The sequence below is a fragment of the Streptomyces sp. NPDC005761 genome, from assembly GCF_040630635.1.
In the GTDB taxonomy this organism is placed as follows: domain Bacteria; phylum Actinomycetota; class Actinomycetes; order Streptomycetales; family Streptomycetaceae; genus Streptomyces.
The window spans coordinates 48,896-67,178 of record NZ_JBEXXX010000008.1 but is presented as its reverse complement, the minus strand read 5'-3'; the positions used below and the strand labels follow the sequence as shown (position 1 = coordinate 67,178).

Genomic DNA, 18,283 nt, shown 5'->3' with positions numbered 1-18,283 from the left:
ACACGACCATGCCCGCAGTCCTCGGGCTGAACTTCCACCACGACACCGCCGCCGCCTTGATCGTCGACGGCCGCCTCTACGCGGCAGAAGAGGAACGCTGGAGCGGCGTCAAGCACAATCACCCAACCCGCAAGGGCACGCTCGCCGCACCGGTCCGTGCCCTTCAGTGGTGCCTGGAGGCCGCCGGCATCGAACCGCAAGACGTCGACGCCGTCTGGGCCGCCTCCATGCGCCCCAACCCCGCAGCCGGCTGGTGGCTCACCGAGGAGCGGGACGAACTCGCCGCTCTCTTACCTGCCCCGCTCGGTAACCATCTCCGCCTTCTCTCCCACCACACCGCCCATGTGCTCTCCGGGTACCTGCTCTCCGGACACGCCCACGCGGCGGGCCTCGTCATTGACGCCGGCGGCTCCTCCCTCGGCTCCGACTTCGGTCCGGGGCGGGAACGCATCACCGGCTACGACCTGCGGCCGGATCGCATCGACCGCATCCACCAGAGCATGCCGACCGTGGTTCCCGGCCCTGTAGGCCCTCGGCGCGTTCACTCCTCCCTCGGGCACTTCTACCGAAACCTGGCCCGCAGAGTGATCCCACCGGGCGACGAACCCGAGGGCAGCATGATGGCGCTTGCCGCGTTCGGCGACCCCCAGCGTTACGGGCCGCAGATCCGCGAACTCGTACGGCTCGGCGACGACGGCGAGGTCCGGATCGGCCACCCCTGGGGCTCGGCGGACAGCAGCACACCGCTGCTGCTCCGTGGCCGCGTCTGGACCGCTGACAACGTCGTAGAGCAAACCGACGCGGAACGGGCCGACCTGGCCGCCGCAGTTCAGGATGTCTTCTCCGAGTCGGTCATCCACATCGCACGCCATCTGCAACGGCTCACGAGAGCCTCGGCGCTGGTGTTCTCGGGTGGGTGCGCCCTGAACTCCCACCTCAACGGCCGGCTGGCCGATGACAGCGGCTTCGACACCCTCTTCGTGGCACCGGCACCACACGACGCGGGCACCGCTGTGGGCGCCGCCTTGTACGCCTGGCACTACCAGCTCGGGCAGGAATGTCTCCAGGTGCCGACCGACGCGGCCTGGGGCCCTAACCCGGGCACTCTGAAAGCGGGTGTGATGCCATCCGGGTACCACGCTCTGACCGGCCTGGGGGCGGACCTGGCACCGGCGGCGGCAGCGCTGCTCGCTCAGCACCGCATTGTCGGCTGGGTACAGGGACCGCTCGAATTCGGGCCCAGGGCCCTCGGGCACCGCTCGATCCTCGCCCACCCGGGCCACGCCGCCACGCGGGATCGACTCAACGCGATCAAGCAACGAGCTACGTACCGCCCGTTCGCCCCAGCCGTCCTCGCCGAGCACGCCACGGAGTGGTTCATGTCGACGGGCGACCCCTTCATGAACCGCGTCGCCCACGTCCGCCGGTGCCGAGCCGACCGCATAGCCGCGGTCACCCACCACGACGGCACCGCGCGCGTCCAATCCGTGGCCACAGACCACCAGGGACTGCACGAACTCCTCCAGCGGTTCCACGAGCACACCGGCCTGCCGCTGCTGTTGAACACCTCCTTCAACCTCAAAGGCACGCCGATCCTGCGATCCGCCGAGCAGGCCGTACAGGCGGCAGCCGCCCTCGGGCTCGACGCCCTCGCCGTCGGAGACACCCTCCTGATCGCCGACCACGTCCCCGACCCCCGGGCTCTACCCCAGCCATCCTTACGAGAGGGGTGACGGAAATGGCCGTTGCCAATCTGCCTCACATCCTGACCACACTCGCCACCAGCACATGGGCCGTCGGGGACCGTTCCCGCGCCCGTGTGGCTGCCGGTCTGGCCCTCGCGATCTACGCCGGGCATACCCGAGATCAGGGCACCCCGTACGTCCAGCATCCGCTCGCCGTCGTCACGGTTCTGCGGTCCGAGCTCGGCGTCACACAGCCCGAAACCCTCCTCCTCGGCCTTTTGCACGACGCCCTGGAGGTCGATCCGGGCTCAGAGGCTCTCGTCACCCACCAGCTGGGGGCACCCTTCGCTGAACGCCTACGCGCGATGACGCCCGACCATCGGCTCGAACGCCGGCCCAAGGTTCCGGGCGACGAGAACCGATGGCGCGTGAAGACAGCGGCCCTCCCCGCGGAGGGTCTCCTGGTACGGCTGGCCGACCGTATCCACAACCTGCGCGACCTGGCCGCCTCGCCGAACCAAGAACGCCGGCAGAAGTTCGTACGGAACCTCACAGACTTCCACCTCCCCCTGGCCACCGCCGCACGCCGCCACAACCCTCACCTGGAAGCCGCGCACACGCTGCTCAACGCCGAGTACGTCCAACACCAACAGGAGATACGCCCGTGAGACGGATCGTGTACTCGATGGAGCCGGTCGGTCGGACCGGCGGCCGGGTCTACCTCCGGATGCTTCACGAGGCGACCGCCGACGATGTCGAGTGGCGCACGGTTCCGGACCACAAGCGCACCTACCGCGTCCGCCGCTGGCGGAAGCTCCGCCACCTCGGCCGGCTGGCCCCGACCGTCCGGGCGCTGAGTTCCGCCGCCACCGGCACTTTCGTGTGGGACGACCTCAGCCTGCTGTTCTTCACACCGGAGATGCGAGCCCGCACGGTGTTCCTCCTGCACCACTACGAGCCGTTGCAGCACGACTCCGCTCCCGTGGAGGCCATGCTCTGGGAACGGCTGTTCCGGGTGCTGCCGCAGTGTGCGGCCGTGGTGTGCGTATCCCCGTACTGGGCTGACTTCCTCCGGTCCCGCGGCGTTCACAACGTACGGGTGATCTACAACGCCTTCGACATGACCGAGGTCGAACGGGCGCGCGGCTTCGACCGGGCCGAGTGCCGCGCGGAATTCGGCCTGGCTCCGGACACGATCGGCGTGTACGCGGGCAAGGCAGTCCACTGGAAGGGCACCGCGGAGGTCGCAGCGGCCCTGGCCGGCGCACCCGGGCTGCAGGTGATCACCAGCGGCAGCAACACCATCGGCTTCGACGGCACGCACTACGACGTGGAGCGCGAGCGATACCTGCGGCTGCTGCGGGCATGCGACGTCGGCGTCTTCCTGCCCCGGATGCGGGAGGGCTGGAGCCGCTGCGCGGCCGAGGCACTGCTGCTCGGACTGCCCTGCCTGATCCGACCGGTCGCCGGGCTCGGCGATCTCGCGGCCCTGACCGGCCAGCCGGCGCCAGACCTCGGCCGTCTGTCGGCGGCGCAGGTCCGGGAACACGCTACGGCGCCCCGAACCGAAGCCAAGGCCGCGTACGAGGCCCTGGCCCGGTTCGACCTGCACTACTTCGGAAACGCCTGGGGCGACCTTCTCGCGCAGGTCGCCTGACCGGGGTCGCCTATACCTGCGCGGCCAGCTTCTCGGCCGCGGTGTCCAGACGGGCCAGCACGCGGTCCCGGCCGAGCAGCTCCATGGACTCGAACAGCGGGAGTCCGATCGTTCGGCCGGTGACCGCGACCCGGATGGGCGCCTGGGCCTTGCCCAGCTTCAGCCCGTGCTTCTCTCCCACGGCGAGCGTGACGGCCTTCAGGCCGTCCGCTTCCCAGTCCGCGACGGTGGCGAACTCGGCGCGGACATCGGCCAGGATGCCGTCGGCGCCGGCCTTCATGGCCTTGTTCCACGACGCCTCGTCCTCGACCGGCGAGTCGAGGAACAGGAAGTCCACGTTGTTGGTGATCTCGGACAGCAACGCCAGCCGGGTCTGGGCCAGCGGTGCCACCGTCTCGAAGACGGCCTGATCGAACGCCTCCGGCTGCCACGGCGCGTACGGGGCGACGAGCCACGGCGCGCAGGCGGCGGCGAACTGCGCGGGCGCCAGGGCACGGATGTAGTCGCCGTTGAACGCCGTCAGCTTCTTCACGTCGAAGAACGCCGGGGCAGTGTTGACGTCCTCGATTCGGAAGAGCTGCTCCAGCTCCTCGTACGGCATGAGCTCACGGTCACCGCCGGGGCCCCAGCCGAGGAGCATCAAGTAGTTCACCATCGCCTCGGGAAGGAAGCCCTCGGCGAGGTAGTCCTCCAGCGCGACCTTGTCGCGACGCTTGGACAGCTTCTGCCGCTTCTCGTTCACGATCACCGGCAAGTGCGCCCACACCGGCGGCTGGGCACCCAGCGCCTCCCACAGCAGCTGCTGCTTCGGCGTGTTCGAGAGGTGCTCCTCGCCTCGGATGACCTGGGTGATCCCCTCGTCCAGGTCATCGACCACGTTCGCGATCAGGAAGACGGGAGACCCGTCACCACGGGCGATCACGAAGTCCTCGATCGCACTGTTCGGGAACGCCGGCTCCCCACGGATGAGGTCGACCACAACGGTCTCGCCGTCATCCGGTGTCTGGAACCGCAGCGCCCGCCCCTCCTCGAAGGCCAGCCCCCGGTCGCGGCAGAACCCGTCGTACCCGAGGTGCTCCGACCCGGTGCGCTCCTTCAGCTGCTCCCGGGTGCAGTCGCAGTAGTACGCCTTGCCCGCCGCGTACAGCTGCTGGGCGGCCTCGCTGTGCCGGGCCGCGTTGTGCGACTGGAAATACGGCCCCTCGAAGGCCGGGTCCTCACCATGGATGCCGATCGCCGCGAGGGCGCTGACGATGCCGTCGATCCACTCCGGCTTGTTCCGGGCCGCGTCGGTGTCCTCGATCCGCAGGACGAACGTGCCGCCGGACTGTCGTGCCACGGCCCAGTTGTAGAGAGCGGACCGCGCGCCACCGACATGGAACATGCCGGTCGGAGACGGGGCGAAACGAACGCGAACCCGGGCAGTAGACATGTGGTCCAGGGTACCGACGCCAGACATTAGCGCTGGACCAATTACTCAGAGGCGTCATCGGTGGCCTGTGCGACTTCCTTCACGTTGCGCGGCCGGGAAAGGCACCAACCATCAGGCGTGGCCCTGCTACACCTGGCTAAACCAGCTATAACCCCGCCACAGGCACCGATAGGATACGTGTGCCCGATGTGCTCAGGCTGACTGTCGACTGGAGGTTCCACCGTGGCTGAACCGTGGCTGTCCGCCGACGACATCGCCGCCCACCTCGGCATCACGAAAGACACGGTCTATGGGTGGATCGCCGAGAAGGGCATGCCAGCCCACAAGCTCGGACGCCTCTGGAAGTTCCAGACCAGTGAAATCGATGAGTGGGTGCGCAGCGGCGGTGCCGCGTCATCGAGCGACCACGCAGGATCGAGCTGACCTGAGGATTTGCCCACTGACACGAGGGAGGTGTTGGTGGGTCGCCGTATCCTGATCGACTTGCCTGGCCCGAAAGGAGGTGCCTCGTGGCGGAAGGGACCGCCCCTGCGTCGCGCTATGCGCTCTCGTTCACCAGCGGTGCCCTTCTCATGCGCGAGGCTCTCATCGCCGCGCCGCTGTACCTGCGCGAGCACGACTGGTCGAAGGTGCGCGCGATGATCGAGCATGACAACCTGCTGCAGGCTCGCACAGTCGCGTCGGGGCAACGCTTCGCCCGCGAGGTCACCCAGCGGCTCGCCGTGCTCACCGACGACGAGATCGAGCTGCTCATCGACGCGACGGCCACCGAGCGCGGCCACCTGCTGTGGGCAGCTGCCTGCCGTCGCTATGACCTGATCGGCGAGTTCGCCGAGGAAGTGGTGCGCGAGCGGTTCCTCCTGCTGACGTCGACTCTCACGTACGAGGACTATGACAGCTTCGTGCGCGGCAAGGCTCTGTGGCATACCGAGCTGGCTGAAGCCAAGGACTCGACTCTGCGCAAGCTGCGCTCGAACGTGTTTCGAATGCTTAACGAGGCCGGCCTGCTCTCCGACCGCGAACACCTGCTCCAAGCCGTGCTATCGCAGCGGGTCGCTGGTGCCTTGTCCACGCGGACCCCAAGCGAACTGCGGTTTTTCCCCACCAGCGATCGCGATACAGGGAGGGCCGAACGGTGACGCCGACCGAGCTGTCCAAGCAGGAAGAGCATCTGTTTCAGGTGCTCAGCGGCAAGCGGTTCCTCGAGATGGAGGGCCTGAGCAACGAGGTGCCGTTCTTCATCTACCCCTACGATCCCGAGGACGCCCTCTTGGTCGCGGGGGCCAAGAAGCGCGTCAAGAACCGACTGGCCAACAAGGGAATCGTGGTTCGCGAGATCAATCTCTACGACCTGTCGGTGGAAATGCTCAAAGAGCGCGGAGTCTGGGACCGCCTGCTCGCCCTCGAGCCCGAGCAGGACAAGGCTGACTTCCGCGAGCTGCTTCAGGGGATGCTCGACCCGCAGCTCCACGTTGCGCCTGCGGTTCGCGCCAAGCTCGCCGAAGGCGACTTCGACATCTTCTTCCTCACCGGCATCGGCGAGGTCTTCCCATACATCCGCTCGCACAACGTGCTCAATAACTTGCAGAGCGTCGTGACAGGCAAGCCGATGCTCATGTTCTTTCCCGGCCGCTACGAGCAGTCCGACACGTTGGGGTCCTCGCTCGTGCTGTTCGGGCGACTCAAAGACGACCAGTACTACCGAGCCAAGAACATCTTGGAACAGGAGGCTTGACTCGATGAAGCTGAACGGGATCTTCGCCAAGGATGTCCAGCGCCCGATCGAGGGCGTCATCAAGGCTGACGACACCGCGCACCTGGGTACCGAGGTAGACGAGTACGTTGTGACCAACGAGGCCGCAAAGGGCCTCGAACTCCTGCTTGAGGCGTACACGAACTACACCAACGCGAACGGCGTGTGGATCTCGGGCTTCTTCGGCTCCGGTAAGTCCCACTTGCTCAAGATGCTCGCCCACTTGCTCGGCGACGTAGACGGGCAGGAGTTCCCGCGGAAGCGTGTGTCCGAGAGCTTCCAGTCCAAGGCACAGGATGCGTTTCTCCCGGCTTTGTTGACCAAGGCCGACCGCATCCCCGCCAAGAGCCTGCTGTTCAACATCGACCAGAAGGCCACGCTCATCACGAAGGACCAGGCCGACGCGCTGTTGAAGGTGTTCGTCAAGGTCTTCGACGAGAGCCGCGGATACTACGGCAACCAGGGCCACGTGGCACGATTCGAGCGGGATCTGGACAACCGCGGCCAGTACGGGGCGTTCAAGGCTGCGTACGCACGGATCGCGGGACGCGACTGGGTGCACGGCCGCGAGGAGGGTGTGCTCGAAGAGGCCAATGTGGCCAAGGCGTACGCCGAAGTCAGCGGCCAGACCGAGGCGACGCCGACCAACATCCTGACGAAGTACCGCAACGAGTACTCGGTGTCGATCGAAGACTTCGCCAACGAGGTCAAGGCATGGCTCGACAAGCAGGACGAGGGCTTCCGGCTGAACTTCTTCGTAGACGAGGTCGGCCAGTTCATCGGGTCGGACACGCACCTGATGCTGAACCTCCAGACGATCGCCGAGTCTCTGAACACCAAGTGCCAGGGGCGTGCGTGGGTGTTCGTCACCTCCCAGGAGGACATGGACAAGGTCGTCGGCGACCGCACCAAGCAGCAGGGCAACGACTTCTCCAAGATCCAGGCGCGATTCAGGACTCGGGTGAAACTCACCAGTGCCGATGTTGAGGAGGTCATCCGCAAGCGTCTTCTGGAGAAGAACGAGGCCGGCGAGTCCGCCCTGGCGAAGATATACGCCGAGCAGCACGCGAATTTCAAGACGCTGTTCGACTTCGTTGACGGTGCGAAGACGTACCGCAACTACGCTGACGAGGCGCACTTTGCCGGTACGTACCCATTCGTCAGTTACCAGTTCCCGCTCTTCCAGGCGGCGATAGAGGGTATCTCGGACCACAACGTGTTCGAGGGCCGCAACAGCTCGGTCGGTGAGCGCTCCATGCTCGGCGTCGTGCAGCAGGTCGTCAAGGACGTCGGCGATGTCGAGGTCGGCAGGCTCGCGACGTTCGACCACATGTTCGCGGGCATCCGGGCCTCGCTGAAGTCCGCAGCGCAGCGCTCGATCGACGTCGCCGAGCGCAACCTCGACAACGAGCTTGCCGTGCGCCTGCTCAAGGCGCTGTTCCTGGTCAAGTACGTCGAGGGCTTCCACGCGACCCTGCGCAATCTGACCGTGCTGGTCTACGACCGGTTCGGGCTTGACCTGCCCGCGCTGTCCAGGCAGGTACAGGAGGCCCTGGCGCTGCTGGAGACGCAGACGTACGTGCAGCGCAACGGCAACGTCTACGAGTACCTAACCAACGAAGAACAGGTCATCGAGGAAGAAATCAAGAACGTCGACATCGACGCCTCCGAGGTCAACGGTCGCCTGTTCAAGATCCTCTCGGGCGAAGTCATCCGCACCAGCAAGCTGCGGTACGCCAAGAACGGCCAGGACTTCCCGTTCGGCTACAAGCTCGACGACCAGGTATACGGGAAGCAGCACGAGCTGACGGTTCACTTCATCACCCCCGAGTACCCGTACGGCCCCGAAGAGACCCGGATGCACAGCGCCGGCAAAGACGAGCTGCGCGTCATCCTGGAACCTGACGAGCGCGCCCAGTCTGATCTGCGGCTACTCATCAAGACCGAGAAGTACACCAAGCGCAAGCAGACGACCTCGCTCACGGCGATCGAAGACCAGATCCTGCGCTCCAAGGCAGCGCAGAACGTCGACCGCGAGAAGGAACTCGTCGTGCGCATCCGCCGCGCAGTCGGCAAGGCAGAGCTCGTGATCAACGCCGCCGACGTGACCTCCGCAACTCAGGACGCCATCGCCCGTGTGACCGACGGGTTCCAAGACCTCGTCAGCCGTACCTATACCCAGCTCAGCCTGCTCGGCGGGGCGACCTACGGCGAGCAGCAGGTCGCCATGTTCGCCAACCCCGACCAGTCGGGCATGTTCGACGACCCGTCTCTGTCAAAGCTCGCAACCCCGGGTGACGAAGTGTTCTCGTTCGTTATGCAACGAGACCGGCTCGGCGAGCAGGCGACCGTCAAGACGATTGTGGGTGCGTTCCAGGCAAAGCCCTACGGTTGGGACCTCGCCTCGATCGAGGTCGTCACCGCCTGGCTCGTCGGCACCTCGAAGCTCACGATCATCGTCGATGGGAACGCTTTGAAGCGCACCGAGGTCACGGCGGTGCTGCGTAACACGCAGAAGCACTCGCACGCGGTGGTGGCTCTCCAGAAGGTCTTCGACGAGCGCAAGGTCGCGACGCTCCGTAAGTTCTGCACCGACTTCTTCGACGAGACAACCGCGTCGAAGGACCCGCTTGAGCTTGCCCGGCATGGCAGCGACAAGCTGCGCGGCAAACTCGACGAGCTGAAGGCGTGCGTGAACGGGTCGAAGTACCCGTTCGTGGAGCAGTTGGCCGCCCCGATCGCGCTGCTCGAACAGGTCGTTGGCAAGCCCGACGAGTGGTACCTGACCGAGTTCGGTCTCTGCGACGAACTGCTCGACGTTAAGGAATCCGTGATCGACCCGATCCAGTCGTTCCTCAACGGAGGCCAGCGCGCCATCTACGACGAAGCCGTCACTCAGCTCACGGCGAGCACGAACAACCTCGGCTACCTGCCCGCTGGCAGCGACGCCGAGGTGAAACGGCTACTCGAAGACCCCAACGCGTTCCGCGGTAACCGCATGATCCAGCTCAAGCGAGCCGCTGAGGCGCTCGGCAAGCAGGTCGACGAAGCACTCGCGACCAACCGTGCCACGGTGATTGAGGCCATTGAGGGACGCAAGACCGAGGTTCTCGGCAGCGCCTACTACGAGAACGCCACGGAGGACGCAAAGCAGAGGGCCGTTCGTACGATCGACCAGCTCATCGATCGACTCAGCAGCGAAAGGCAGATCGCGCTCATCCGCGAGCAGGGGAACAGCTTCGAGGAGAAGACCTACCCTGCGCTGCTCGATCAGCTCGTCTCTTCCGCCCGCCCCACTGGCGGCACCGACGACCCCGCACCCGTGCCGGTCAAGCAGACCGTCTCGGTCAAGACCATCACGGTGCCGGATGCCCACGGCGTGCTGGAGACCCCCGAGGACGTCGACCGGTACCTCGAAGCGCTCCGTAGTGCCCTGCTGTCCACGCTCAACGACGGAAAGCGAATCGCGCTCTGATGGAAACCGCTCCGCTCAAGTCTTTCGCTGCCTGGGCCCGCACCGCACTCATCCGTGAGGTGGAGGCTCGCATCGCGGTCGTACTCGCCCCTGCCTCGCCCGAGCGTGTCGAGCAGCGCAGCGCCGTCGTGGCACTGGAGAAGGCCGTCAATGCGACTGGCGGCGGTGACAGAGGCCGCGCCGCCGTAGCGGACAAGGTCGCCTACACCTGGTTCAACCGCATCATCGCGCTGCGGTTCATGGACGCCAATGGCTACACCGGCGTCAGCGTCGTCTCACCCGAACGAGGCCGCGAGGCCGGCCAGCCGGAGATCCTTGCCGAAGCTAAGCGCGGGAACATCGACAGCACGGTCGTCACCGACCAGCGCACCGTCGAGACCGTGACGACCTTGCTCAATGGCACGCGCCGCAGCGACGACCCGCAAGGCGAGGCGTACTCGCTGCTGCTCGCGGAGTACTGCCGTCACTGGAACCGTGCCATGCCGTTCATGTTTGAGCGCGAGGGCGACTACACCGAGCTACTCATCCCCGCCAACCTGCTCGCAGACGACTCCGTGCTAGCCCGCGTTGTCACCGTACTCAACGAGGACGTCTGCCAAGACGTCGAGGTCATCGGCTGGTTGTACCAGTTCTACATCTCCGAGCGTAAGGACGAGGTCTTCGCCGGGTTCAAGAAGAACAAAAAGGCCGGCGCTGCCGAGATCCCCGCCGCCACCCAGCTCTTCACCCCACACTGGATTGTCCGCTACCTCGTCGAGAACTCCCTCGGACGGCTTTGGCTGCTCAACCGGCCCGCTTCGCAGCTCGCCGACCAGATGGACTACTACATCGCCCCGGCCGACGAGGAAAGCGACTACCTCAAGGTCTCCAGCCCCGAAGAGCTGAAGATCATCGACCCCGCATGCGGCTCCGGCCACATGCTCACCTACGCGTTCGAGCTGCTCTATGCCATATATGAGGAAGAGGGCTACGCGCCGTCTGATATCCCCGGGCTGATCCTCGCCAACAACCTTTACGGTACCGAGATCGACCCTCGCGCGGGAGCTTTGGCCGCGTTCGCTCTCACAATGAAGGCGCGCGCCCGCAAGCGTACCTTCTTCAACAAACAGGTCGAGCCGAACATCTGCGTGCTCGAACCTATTTCGTTCACCCCGGACGAGCTGAAAGACACGTGCGTCACCCGCGGTGGCGACCGCGCGGCCGAGGAGGTGTTCTGGAACCAGTTCCGGCACGCTGACACCGTCGGATCACTCATCCGCCCACGCGAGGAACTGATCGAGCCGCTCAGGGAGTACCTCGATGCGCAGAGGTCGGACGACGGCGACATCATCGGCGATGAGCTTCGGGAGCGTGCACACAAGGTCATACGGCAGGCGGAGTACCTCTCTCCCCGTTACCACGTCGTCGTCGCGAACCCGCCATATATGGGTACTGGAAACATGGATTCCCGCCTGAGCGACTTCGTCAAGGCCAAGTTCCCCCGCTCGAAGTCCGACCTCTTCGCAGCTTTCATCGAGCGCAACATTGACTTGTCCGTCTCGAACGGACGAGTGGCCATGATCACGATGCAGTCGTGGATGTTCCTGTCGTCGTTCGCAAAGCTCAGGAAGCAGATCGCCGACGGTCACCAGATTTCCTCGATGGCTCATCTGGGGACCAACGCGTTCGACAGCATCGGTGGGGAGGTTGTGTCCACCACGGCGTTCGTCATCGCGGTCGACTCACAGCGCAATCCCTTCCACGGAACTTACGTCCGGCTTGTCAGGGGTGCGAGGGAATCCGAGAAGGCGAGTGAACTGCGCCGGGTCGCGGCGGGGGAGAGTCGAGACATCCTGTACCGAGTCAGGAACTCGGACCTCGCCGCGTTGCCCGGCGCGGTGATCGCGTATTGGATGAGTCCTGTCCTACTCCACGCGATGACCGGCAACGAACTGCTGGGCAGTGTCGCGGAGCCGCGCTGCGGCATGAACACTGGAGAGAACGCGCGCTTCGTCCGGAACTGGTGGGAGGTCGACTCCGGACGCAGTTTCCTCGACGCGCCGAGCACGGAAGTCGCACATGGCTCCGGGAGGAAGTGGTTCCCGTACAACAAGGGAGGTTCGTACCGAAAGTGGTACGGGAACCAGCAGTCGGTTGTCGCCTTTGATTCCCACAGCTACGACATCTTGAGTAGGCAGGGGAATCACCTCCCGTCGCGGCAGTTCTACTTCCATCCGTCAGTGTCGTGGTCGAAGATCGCTGGCTCGTCACCATCGTTCAGGCACTTCCCCGAAGGATTCGTGTTCGATGGTGCCGGCATGTCCCTCTTCGCGGATTCGGAGCAGCAACGGAGACTCTTCCTAGGTTTCTTGAACTCCAAGGTTTCCGAGGCTGCCCTTGAGGCTATTGCGCCGACCCTCAACTTCCAATCCGGCGATATTGCACGACTTCCGCTTCCACAGAAAGTCGATCAACCGGACGTCGACAGTGTTGTTTCCGGACTCATCGAGGGTTCGCGTCAGGACTGGGACGCGCAGGAGATTTCCTGGAACTTCCGCGTGAATCCCTTGGTGGCCGCGTCGGACAATGGTGAATCCGCGTTGGCGTCGGTGCTCGCACACCACCGGGCGGTCGAGCTGGATCTGGTCGATGTGCAGCGCCGGCTCGAAGAGCGCAACAACGAAACCTTCATTCGCGCGTTCGGACTGGAAGGTGAACTCGATCCCCGGGTCGAGGAGAGCGAGGTGACGCTTCGGGTCAATCCGCCGTTCAGGTACGGACCGGGCCGGTCGGACTACGAAGAGATTCGCATCGCGGATTCGCTCGTCGATTTCCTGTCGTATGCGGTCGGTTGCGTCTTCGGGCGCTACAGCCTCGATGAGCCGGGACTGATCCTCGCAGACCAGGGCGACACGCTGCAGGACTATCTGGCTAAGGTGCCGAACCCGTCGTTCATGCCCGACAAGGACAATGTGATCCCGATCGTCGACGGCGATTGGTTCGAGGACGACATCGTGGCGCGGTTCCGGCAGTTCCTCCGGGTGGCGTTCGGTGGCCAGCACTTCGAGGAGAACCTGCGCTTCGTCACCGAGTCGCTCGGTGTCAAGGACTTGCGCGACTACTTCGTGAAGTCGTTCTACAAAGACCACGTTCAGCGGTACAAGAAGCGGCCGATCTACTGGCTGTTCTCCAGCCCCAAGGGATCGTTCAATGCCCTCGTCTACATACACCGCTACTCGCCGTCCACGGCCTCGACCGTGCTCAACGAGTACCTGCGCGAGTTCAAGGCGAAACTGGAGGCCAGCCGACAGCACCACGAGCGCCTTGCTGCCGGCTCCGGCACGCCGCGGGAGAGGGGTGCCGCGGAGAAGGAGGTGGACCGCCTACGCAAGGTATTGCTCGAACTTGACGAGTACGAGCACGACGTGCTGTACCCGCTGGCGACCCAGCAGGTACAGATCGACCTCGATGACGGGGTAAAGGCCAACTACCCGAAACTCGGTGCCGCCTTGAAGAAAATCCCCGGTCTCGAGGCAAGCGATGGCTGAGGCATCCGTCGTTCGGTCCCACTTGGAGCGTCGCTTCGAGACGCACCGGGTGGTGTTCTGGCACGACCCCGAGGGCGAGTACGCCGCCGACCTTGACTCACTCGACTTGGATGGCGTCGAGATCGTACGTGTCGCCAACGACGAGTACGCGGTCAAGAGCCGGCTGCTGCACTCGGAGCCCGAGGGGAAGTTCCTCGTCTACCGCTCGGGCGCCGTGCCAGCGGGAATCGGCAACTGGTTGCTCGACCTGGAGCTGGCTTACGGGGTATTCACTGCGGACCGCACCTCGTTGGTGCAGCAGGAACTAGGGATCAACGGCGACGGCGTCGGCGAGATAGTGCAATCTCACGAGAAGTTCTTCCAGGCGCCCAAGCGAGTGCAGAGCCTCAAGGCGCTACTCAACGCTGACGATGACACCCGGAAGCTGCAAGCCAAGATGTCCGTGGTTCTGCTCGGTCAGCGAGAGCACAGCCTGCTGGAAATCACCCGTACGTTGCTCATCGAGAACGCCAGTGGTGCGAGCGCGAAATACGGCGCGCTCGTCGAGTACGGCCTCGACCACTTCTACTGGCGGGGAGTCGGGTCGATCTACGGGTACACGTCGCCGAGCCCGAGCCTCGAAGACTTCGTGCTGTGGATGTTCCGGCAGGCCGTCGACGGGTTCAAGTCAGAACGCCCCGGAGGGCTACGGGACATCCAGCTCGACTTCGCCAGTTTGCGCAATGACCGGCGGAGCGAGAAGGCGATGACCACACTTGCGAGGCGGGCGGCCGGAGACCTGGACTACTTGAGCACCATCCAGGACGCAAGCTTCCGAGATCTGCTGGGCAACGACCTGTTCGAGGAGGTCGACCAGAAGATCATCAGTGATCTTGCGCGCGCCGTAGCCGACCGAGCGGTCACGGCCCGCGAAGTCACTGAAGTCGTTCGCGGGCGTCAGAGCAGCTTCTGGATCGACGGGTATCGCAGGCTGTACGCCGCGATCGGTAGCGCTTCTGACCTGATGACCGCGCTCAGCGCGCTCAGCCTGTCGATGCAGTCGTTCGATGAGGGCTTGGAGCGGTACCGGCGAGACTGGTTCCGCATCGATCAGTTCTACCGGCAGTTCACCTACGCGGCCCGCACCGCCGAGCACACCGGGCCGCTGGAAGGGCTGCGGGCGCAGGTCGAGTCGTTCTATGCGAACAAGTTCCTGTACACCCTCGGCGCGGCGTGGCAGCAGCATGTCGATGGCGTCGACCGGTGGCGTTCCGCCGTGCTCCGGCCGCAGACCTCGTTCTTCGCCGACCACGTCAGGCCCATCACGCGGGACGGCCGGCGTAAGGCCGTCGTCATCATCTCCGACGCCCTGCGCTACGAGGTCGCCGACGAGCTGGGTTCGCGTATCCGCCAGGAGGACCGTTTCGACGCGACCCTTGATGCCGTTCTGGGTGTGCTGCCGAGCTACACCCAGCTCGGGATGGCCGCGCTCTTGCCGCACACCAGGGTCGGGCATTCCGGCAAGGGTGATCTCGTCGATGTGGATGGCCAGCCGTCGTCAGGCACTGGCAACCGCAGCAAGATCCTCGCCAGCGTGCGGGGCACGGCGATCCCCGCTGAAGACCTGCTCGGCATGACCCGCGATGAGATTCGCGAACTTTACCGGCAGCACCAGGTGCTGTACGTCTACCACAACCGCATCGACGCGATCGGCGACAAGCAGGGCACCGAGCGGCAGGTTTTCGAGGCCGCAGAGAAGACGCTGGAAGAGCTTGTCGACCTGGTCAAGCGCCTCGCAAGCGCCGACGCAACCAACATCCTCGTGACCGCCGACCACGGCTTCCTCTTCCAGGACTCCGCACTCGACGACGCCGGCTACCTGTCGGTCGCCCCGCAGGGCGACAACATCGCCGTGCAGGCACGCCGCTACGTGCTGGGCACAGGGCTGAAACCCGACCCGGCGTTCAAGACGTTCACCTCTGCGCAGCTCGGGCTCGACAGCAACTACGAAGTGCAGGTACCGAAGTCGATCCACAGGCTGCGGCTCAAGGGTTCCGGCGCGAGGTTCGTCCACGGCGGCGCGACTCTCCAGGAGATCGTCGTGCCCGTGCTGGCGATCAACAAGAAGCGTAAGAGCGACACCCGCTTGGTCAACGTGGAGATCCTGCCCGAGTCGGACAAGATCACGACCGGGCAGTTGGTGGTGAAGCTCTTTCAGAGCGAGCCGGCGAGCGAGAAGGTCCAGCCACGCACGGTGCGGGCGGGCCTCTACGTCGGTGAGACCCTCGTCTCGAACCACGCCGCGCTGGTGTTCGACCAGGAGTCGACCGACAAGCGAGACCGTTACCAGCGCGCGGTCATGCTGCTCAGCCGGGATGCGAACGACTACAACAACCGGGCAGTCGAGTTCCGCCTGGAGGAACTGATCCCCAACACCAACCAATGGCGCGTCTACGCCAAGGCGATGTACACGCTGAAGCGCTCATTCGCCTCGGACTTCGACTTCTAAGGAGGGTGCAGCCATGAGCGAAGTGAGTGAGGTCAGCCAGGAGGCATCCGTCGGCCTAGACGCGCCAGTCGATGCCGTGCCGACGCAGAGCGAGCTGGACCGCAAGATCAACCGGCATTTCCCGGGAGCGGTCGTGCGCAAGGACCTGGTGAAGGCCGTCAAAGGCAACGCCATCGTGCCCTCCTACGTGCTGGAATACCTGCTTGGGCAGTACGCGGCATCCGACGATGAGGCCACCATCCAGGCGGGCATCGACACGGTGCGCAAGATCCTGGCCGACCACTACGTGCACCGGAACCAGTCCGAACTGGTGAAGTCCACGATCCGCGAGCGCGGGCGGCACCGCGTTATTGACAAGGTCACGGCCACGCTCAACGAGAAGGACGACGTCTACCAGGCCGAGTTCGCTAACCTCGGCATCAAGGGCGTACTTGTCGAGCCCACCACGATCAAGGCGCACCCGAAGCTGCTCGTCGGAGGAGTTTGGTGCATCTGCGACATCGAGTACTTCCACAGTGACGACTCGCGGGTTGTGCCGTGGATACTTGGTTCGATCAAGCCCATCCAGTTGTCGAACTTCGACGTCGAGGGCTACCTGGCGGCTCGGCGCGCGTTCACCACCGACGAGTGGATCGACCTACTCGTGCAGTCCATCGGGTTCAATCCCGAGTTGTTCGGGAGAAGGGCCAAGCTCATCCAGCTCGTGCGGCTCATCCCGTTCGTGGAGCGTAACTACAACCTCGTCGAGCTTGGCCCCAAGGGAACCGGCAAGTCCCACATCTTCTCGGAGTTCTCGCCCCACGGCATGCTCATCTCCGGTGGCGAGGTCACCGTGCCGAAGCTGTTCGTCAACAATGCCAACGGGCGCATCGGCCTGGTCGGCTATTGGGATGTCGTCGCGTTCGATGAGTTCGCCGGCAAGAAGAAGCGCGCCGACAGGGCGCTCGTCGACATCATGAAGAACTACATGGCGAACAAGTCGTTCTCCCGCGGCGTCGAGACGCTCGGTGCTGAGGCGTCGATGGTGTTCGTCGGCAACACCTCCCACACCGTGCCGTACATGCTCAAGCACTCCGACCTGTTCGACGAGCTGCCCGAGAGCTACCACGACTCCGCCTACCTCGACCGGCTGCACCACTACAGCCCTGGGTGGGAGGTCGACACCATCCGCGGGGAGATGTTCTCGGAAGGCTACGGATTCGTCGTCGACTATATCGCCGAAGTGCTCAAGTCGATGCGCTCCCAGGACTACTCGGACCGCTACCAGCAGCACTTCTCGCTCTCGTCGGACATCTCGACGCGTGACCGTGACGGGATCCACAAGACGTTCTCCGGGCTGATGAAGATCCTCTACCCGCACGGGGAGGCCGCGCCTGAGGAGATAGAGGAGATCCTGCGGTTCGCGATCGAGGGACGCAAGCGCGTCAAGGACCAGATCCTGCGGATCGACTCGACCATGGCCGATGTCAAGTTCGGGTACCTGGACAGGAGCGGAACCTGGCACACGGTCTCGACCCTGGAGGAGGAAGAATATCCGGCGTACTACCATCGCGACCGCCGCGAAGGTTCGGGGGCTGCTGATAGCGCGATCGAACCGCCGACAGGCGTGACGGTGCCCGCCGTCCATGACGAGACCCCGGATGAGCACGCGCATGTGGTGGCTCCGCTGTTCGAGGGGCACCGTGAGTTTCAGGAGAACCAGCGCGGCGTCTCGTTCGACACGCTGCTCGCTCCGTACCTGCGTGGAGCCGGGCAGATTACGATCACAGACCCCTACATTCGACAGTTCCACCAGGCTCGCAACCTCATGGAACTCATCGAGGGGATCGCCGTCATCAAGGACGCCGCCGACGAGGTCAACGTCAAGCTCATCACCTCAGAGAGCAACGGCGGCGAGGACAAGGTCCGCAAGCAACTTGAGCTCCTGGTCAAGGTTAAGCAGGGCGCAGCAGCCGGCGGCATCAACCTCGACGTCTCGTTCACAAACACGATCCACGACCGGTCGATCGTCACCGACACTGGCTGGAAAATCGTGCTAGGGCGCGGCCTCGACATCTTCCAGTACGTCACCGGTGACGCGTTCGACCTCGCGACCCGGCTCCAGGAGTACCGCCAGGTGAAGACGTTCGGTGCGACCTACATTCGCGAGGGCAAGTGATTGAGGCGTGACTGCCTGGCCAGGACTCCGGTGGACTGGGCGTCACGCCGGTCAAGGGCGAACATCTTTGATCAGCGGAAACGGGATTCTGCGACACTGCCCAGCGCC

The 18,283-nt window shown here is 64.6% G+C and carries 11 protein-coding genes; 10 read left to right on the top strand and 1 reads right to left on the bottom strand.

Going from position 1 to position 18,283, the window contains the following annotated elements:
• Positions 1–8: 8 nt before the first annotated feature.
• From ABZ434_RS10325 to ABZ434_RS10315, 3 genes are read left to right on the top strand one after another with little or no spacing between them, the layout of a single operon-like run.
• Positions 9–1,733, top strand: a complete 1,725-nt coding sequence (locus tag ABZ434_RS10325; protein ID WP_359133839.1) for a carbamoyltransferase C-terminal domain-containing protein — start codon at positions 9–11, stop codon at positions 1,731–1,733.
• Between the two features lie 5 nt (positions 1,734–1,738).
• Complete coding sequence (locus tag ABZ434_RS10320) at positions 1,739–2,353, top strand: HD domain-containing protein (protein WP_359133837.1); 615 nt, start codon at positions 1,739–1,741, stop codon at positions 2,351–2,353.
• Positions 2,350–3,342, top strand: a complete 993-nt coding sequence (locus ABZ434_RS10315; RefSeq protein ID WP_359133834.1) for a glycosyltransferase — start codon at positions 2,350–2,352, stop codon at positions 3,340–3,342. Before ABZ434_RS10320 ends, ABZ434_RS10315 begins: the two co-directional genes overlap by 4 nt.
• A 10-nt stretch (positions 3,343–3,352) precedes the next feature.
• Here ABZ434_RS10315 and gltX read toward each other — a convergent pair whose 3' ends face one another.
• The gene (gene gltX / locus ABZ434_RS10310) at positions 3,353–4,726 is read right to left on the bottom strand and encodes a glutamate--tRNA ligase (RefSeq protein ID WP_359134176.1); all 1,374 of its coding nucleotides are present in this window, start codon (positions 4,724–4,726) and stop codon (positions 3,353–3,355) included.
• A 270-nt stretch (positions 4,727–4,996) separates the two neighbouring features.
• Between gltX and ABZ434_RS10305 the strand changes: the two genes are divergently transcribed.
• From ABZ434_RS10305 to brxL, 7 genes are all read left to right on the top strand, one after another.
• Positions 4,997–5,197, top strand: coding sequence for a helix-turn-helix domain-containing protein (locus tag ABZ434_RS10305; protein WP_350686877.1), 201 nt, complete (start codon positions 4,997–4,999; stop codon positions 5,195–5,197).
• Positions 5,198–5,283: 86 nt separating this feature from the next.
• Positions 5,284–5,913, top strand: a complete 630-nt coding sequence (locus ABZ434_RS10300; RefSeq protein WP_359133830.1) for a DUF1819 family protein — start codon at positions 5,284–5,286, stop codon at positions 5,911–5,913.
• The gene (locus tag ABZ434_RS10295; protein ID WP_359133828.1) at positions 5,910–6,509 is read left to right on the top strand and encodes a DUF1788 domain-containing protein; all 600 of its coding nucleotides are present in this window, start codon (positions 5,910–5,912) and stop codon (positions 6,507–6,509) included. Before ABZ434_RS10300 ends, ABZ434_RS10295 begins: the two co-directional genes overlap by 4 nt.
• A gap of 4 nt (positions 6,510–6,513) precedes the next feature.
• Entirely contained in the window at positions 6,514–10,002 is a 3,489-nt protein-coding gene (brxC, locus tag ABZ434_RS10290; protein ID WP_359133826.1) for a BREX system P-loop protein BrxC, read from the top strand.
• Positions 10,002–13,529 carry a BREX-1 system adenine-specific DNA-methyltransferase PglX gene (gene pglX, locus ABZ434_RS10285; RefSeq protein ID WP_359133824.1) on the top strand — a complete coding sequence of 1,176 codons (3,528 nt, stop codon included), beginning with the start codon at positions 10,002–10,004 and terminating at the stop codon, positions 13,527–13,529. Before brxC ends, pglX begins: the two co-directional genes overlap by 1 nt.
• A complete protein-coding gene (gene pglZ, locus ABZ434_RS10280) occupies positions 13,522–16,017 on the top strand; it encodes a BREX-1 system phosphatase PglZ type A (RefSeq protein WP_359133822.1) in 2,496 nt (831 codons plus the stop codon). Before pglX ends, pglZ begins: the two co-directional genes overlap by 8 nt.
• Positions 16,018–16,030: 13 nt before the next feature.
• Positions 16,031–18,175 carry a BREX system Lon protease-like protein BrxL gene (gene brxL, locus ABZ434_RS10275; RefSeq protein ID WP_359133820.1) on the top strand — a complete coding sequence of 715 codons (2,145 nt, stop codon included), beginning with the start codon at positions 16,031–16,033 and terminating at the stop codon, positions 18,173–18,175.
• Positions 18,176–18,283 lie beyond the last annotated feature (108 nt).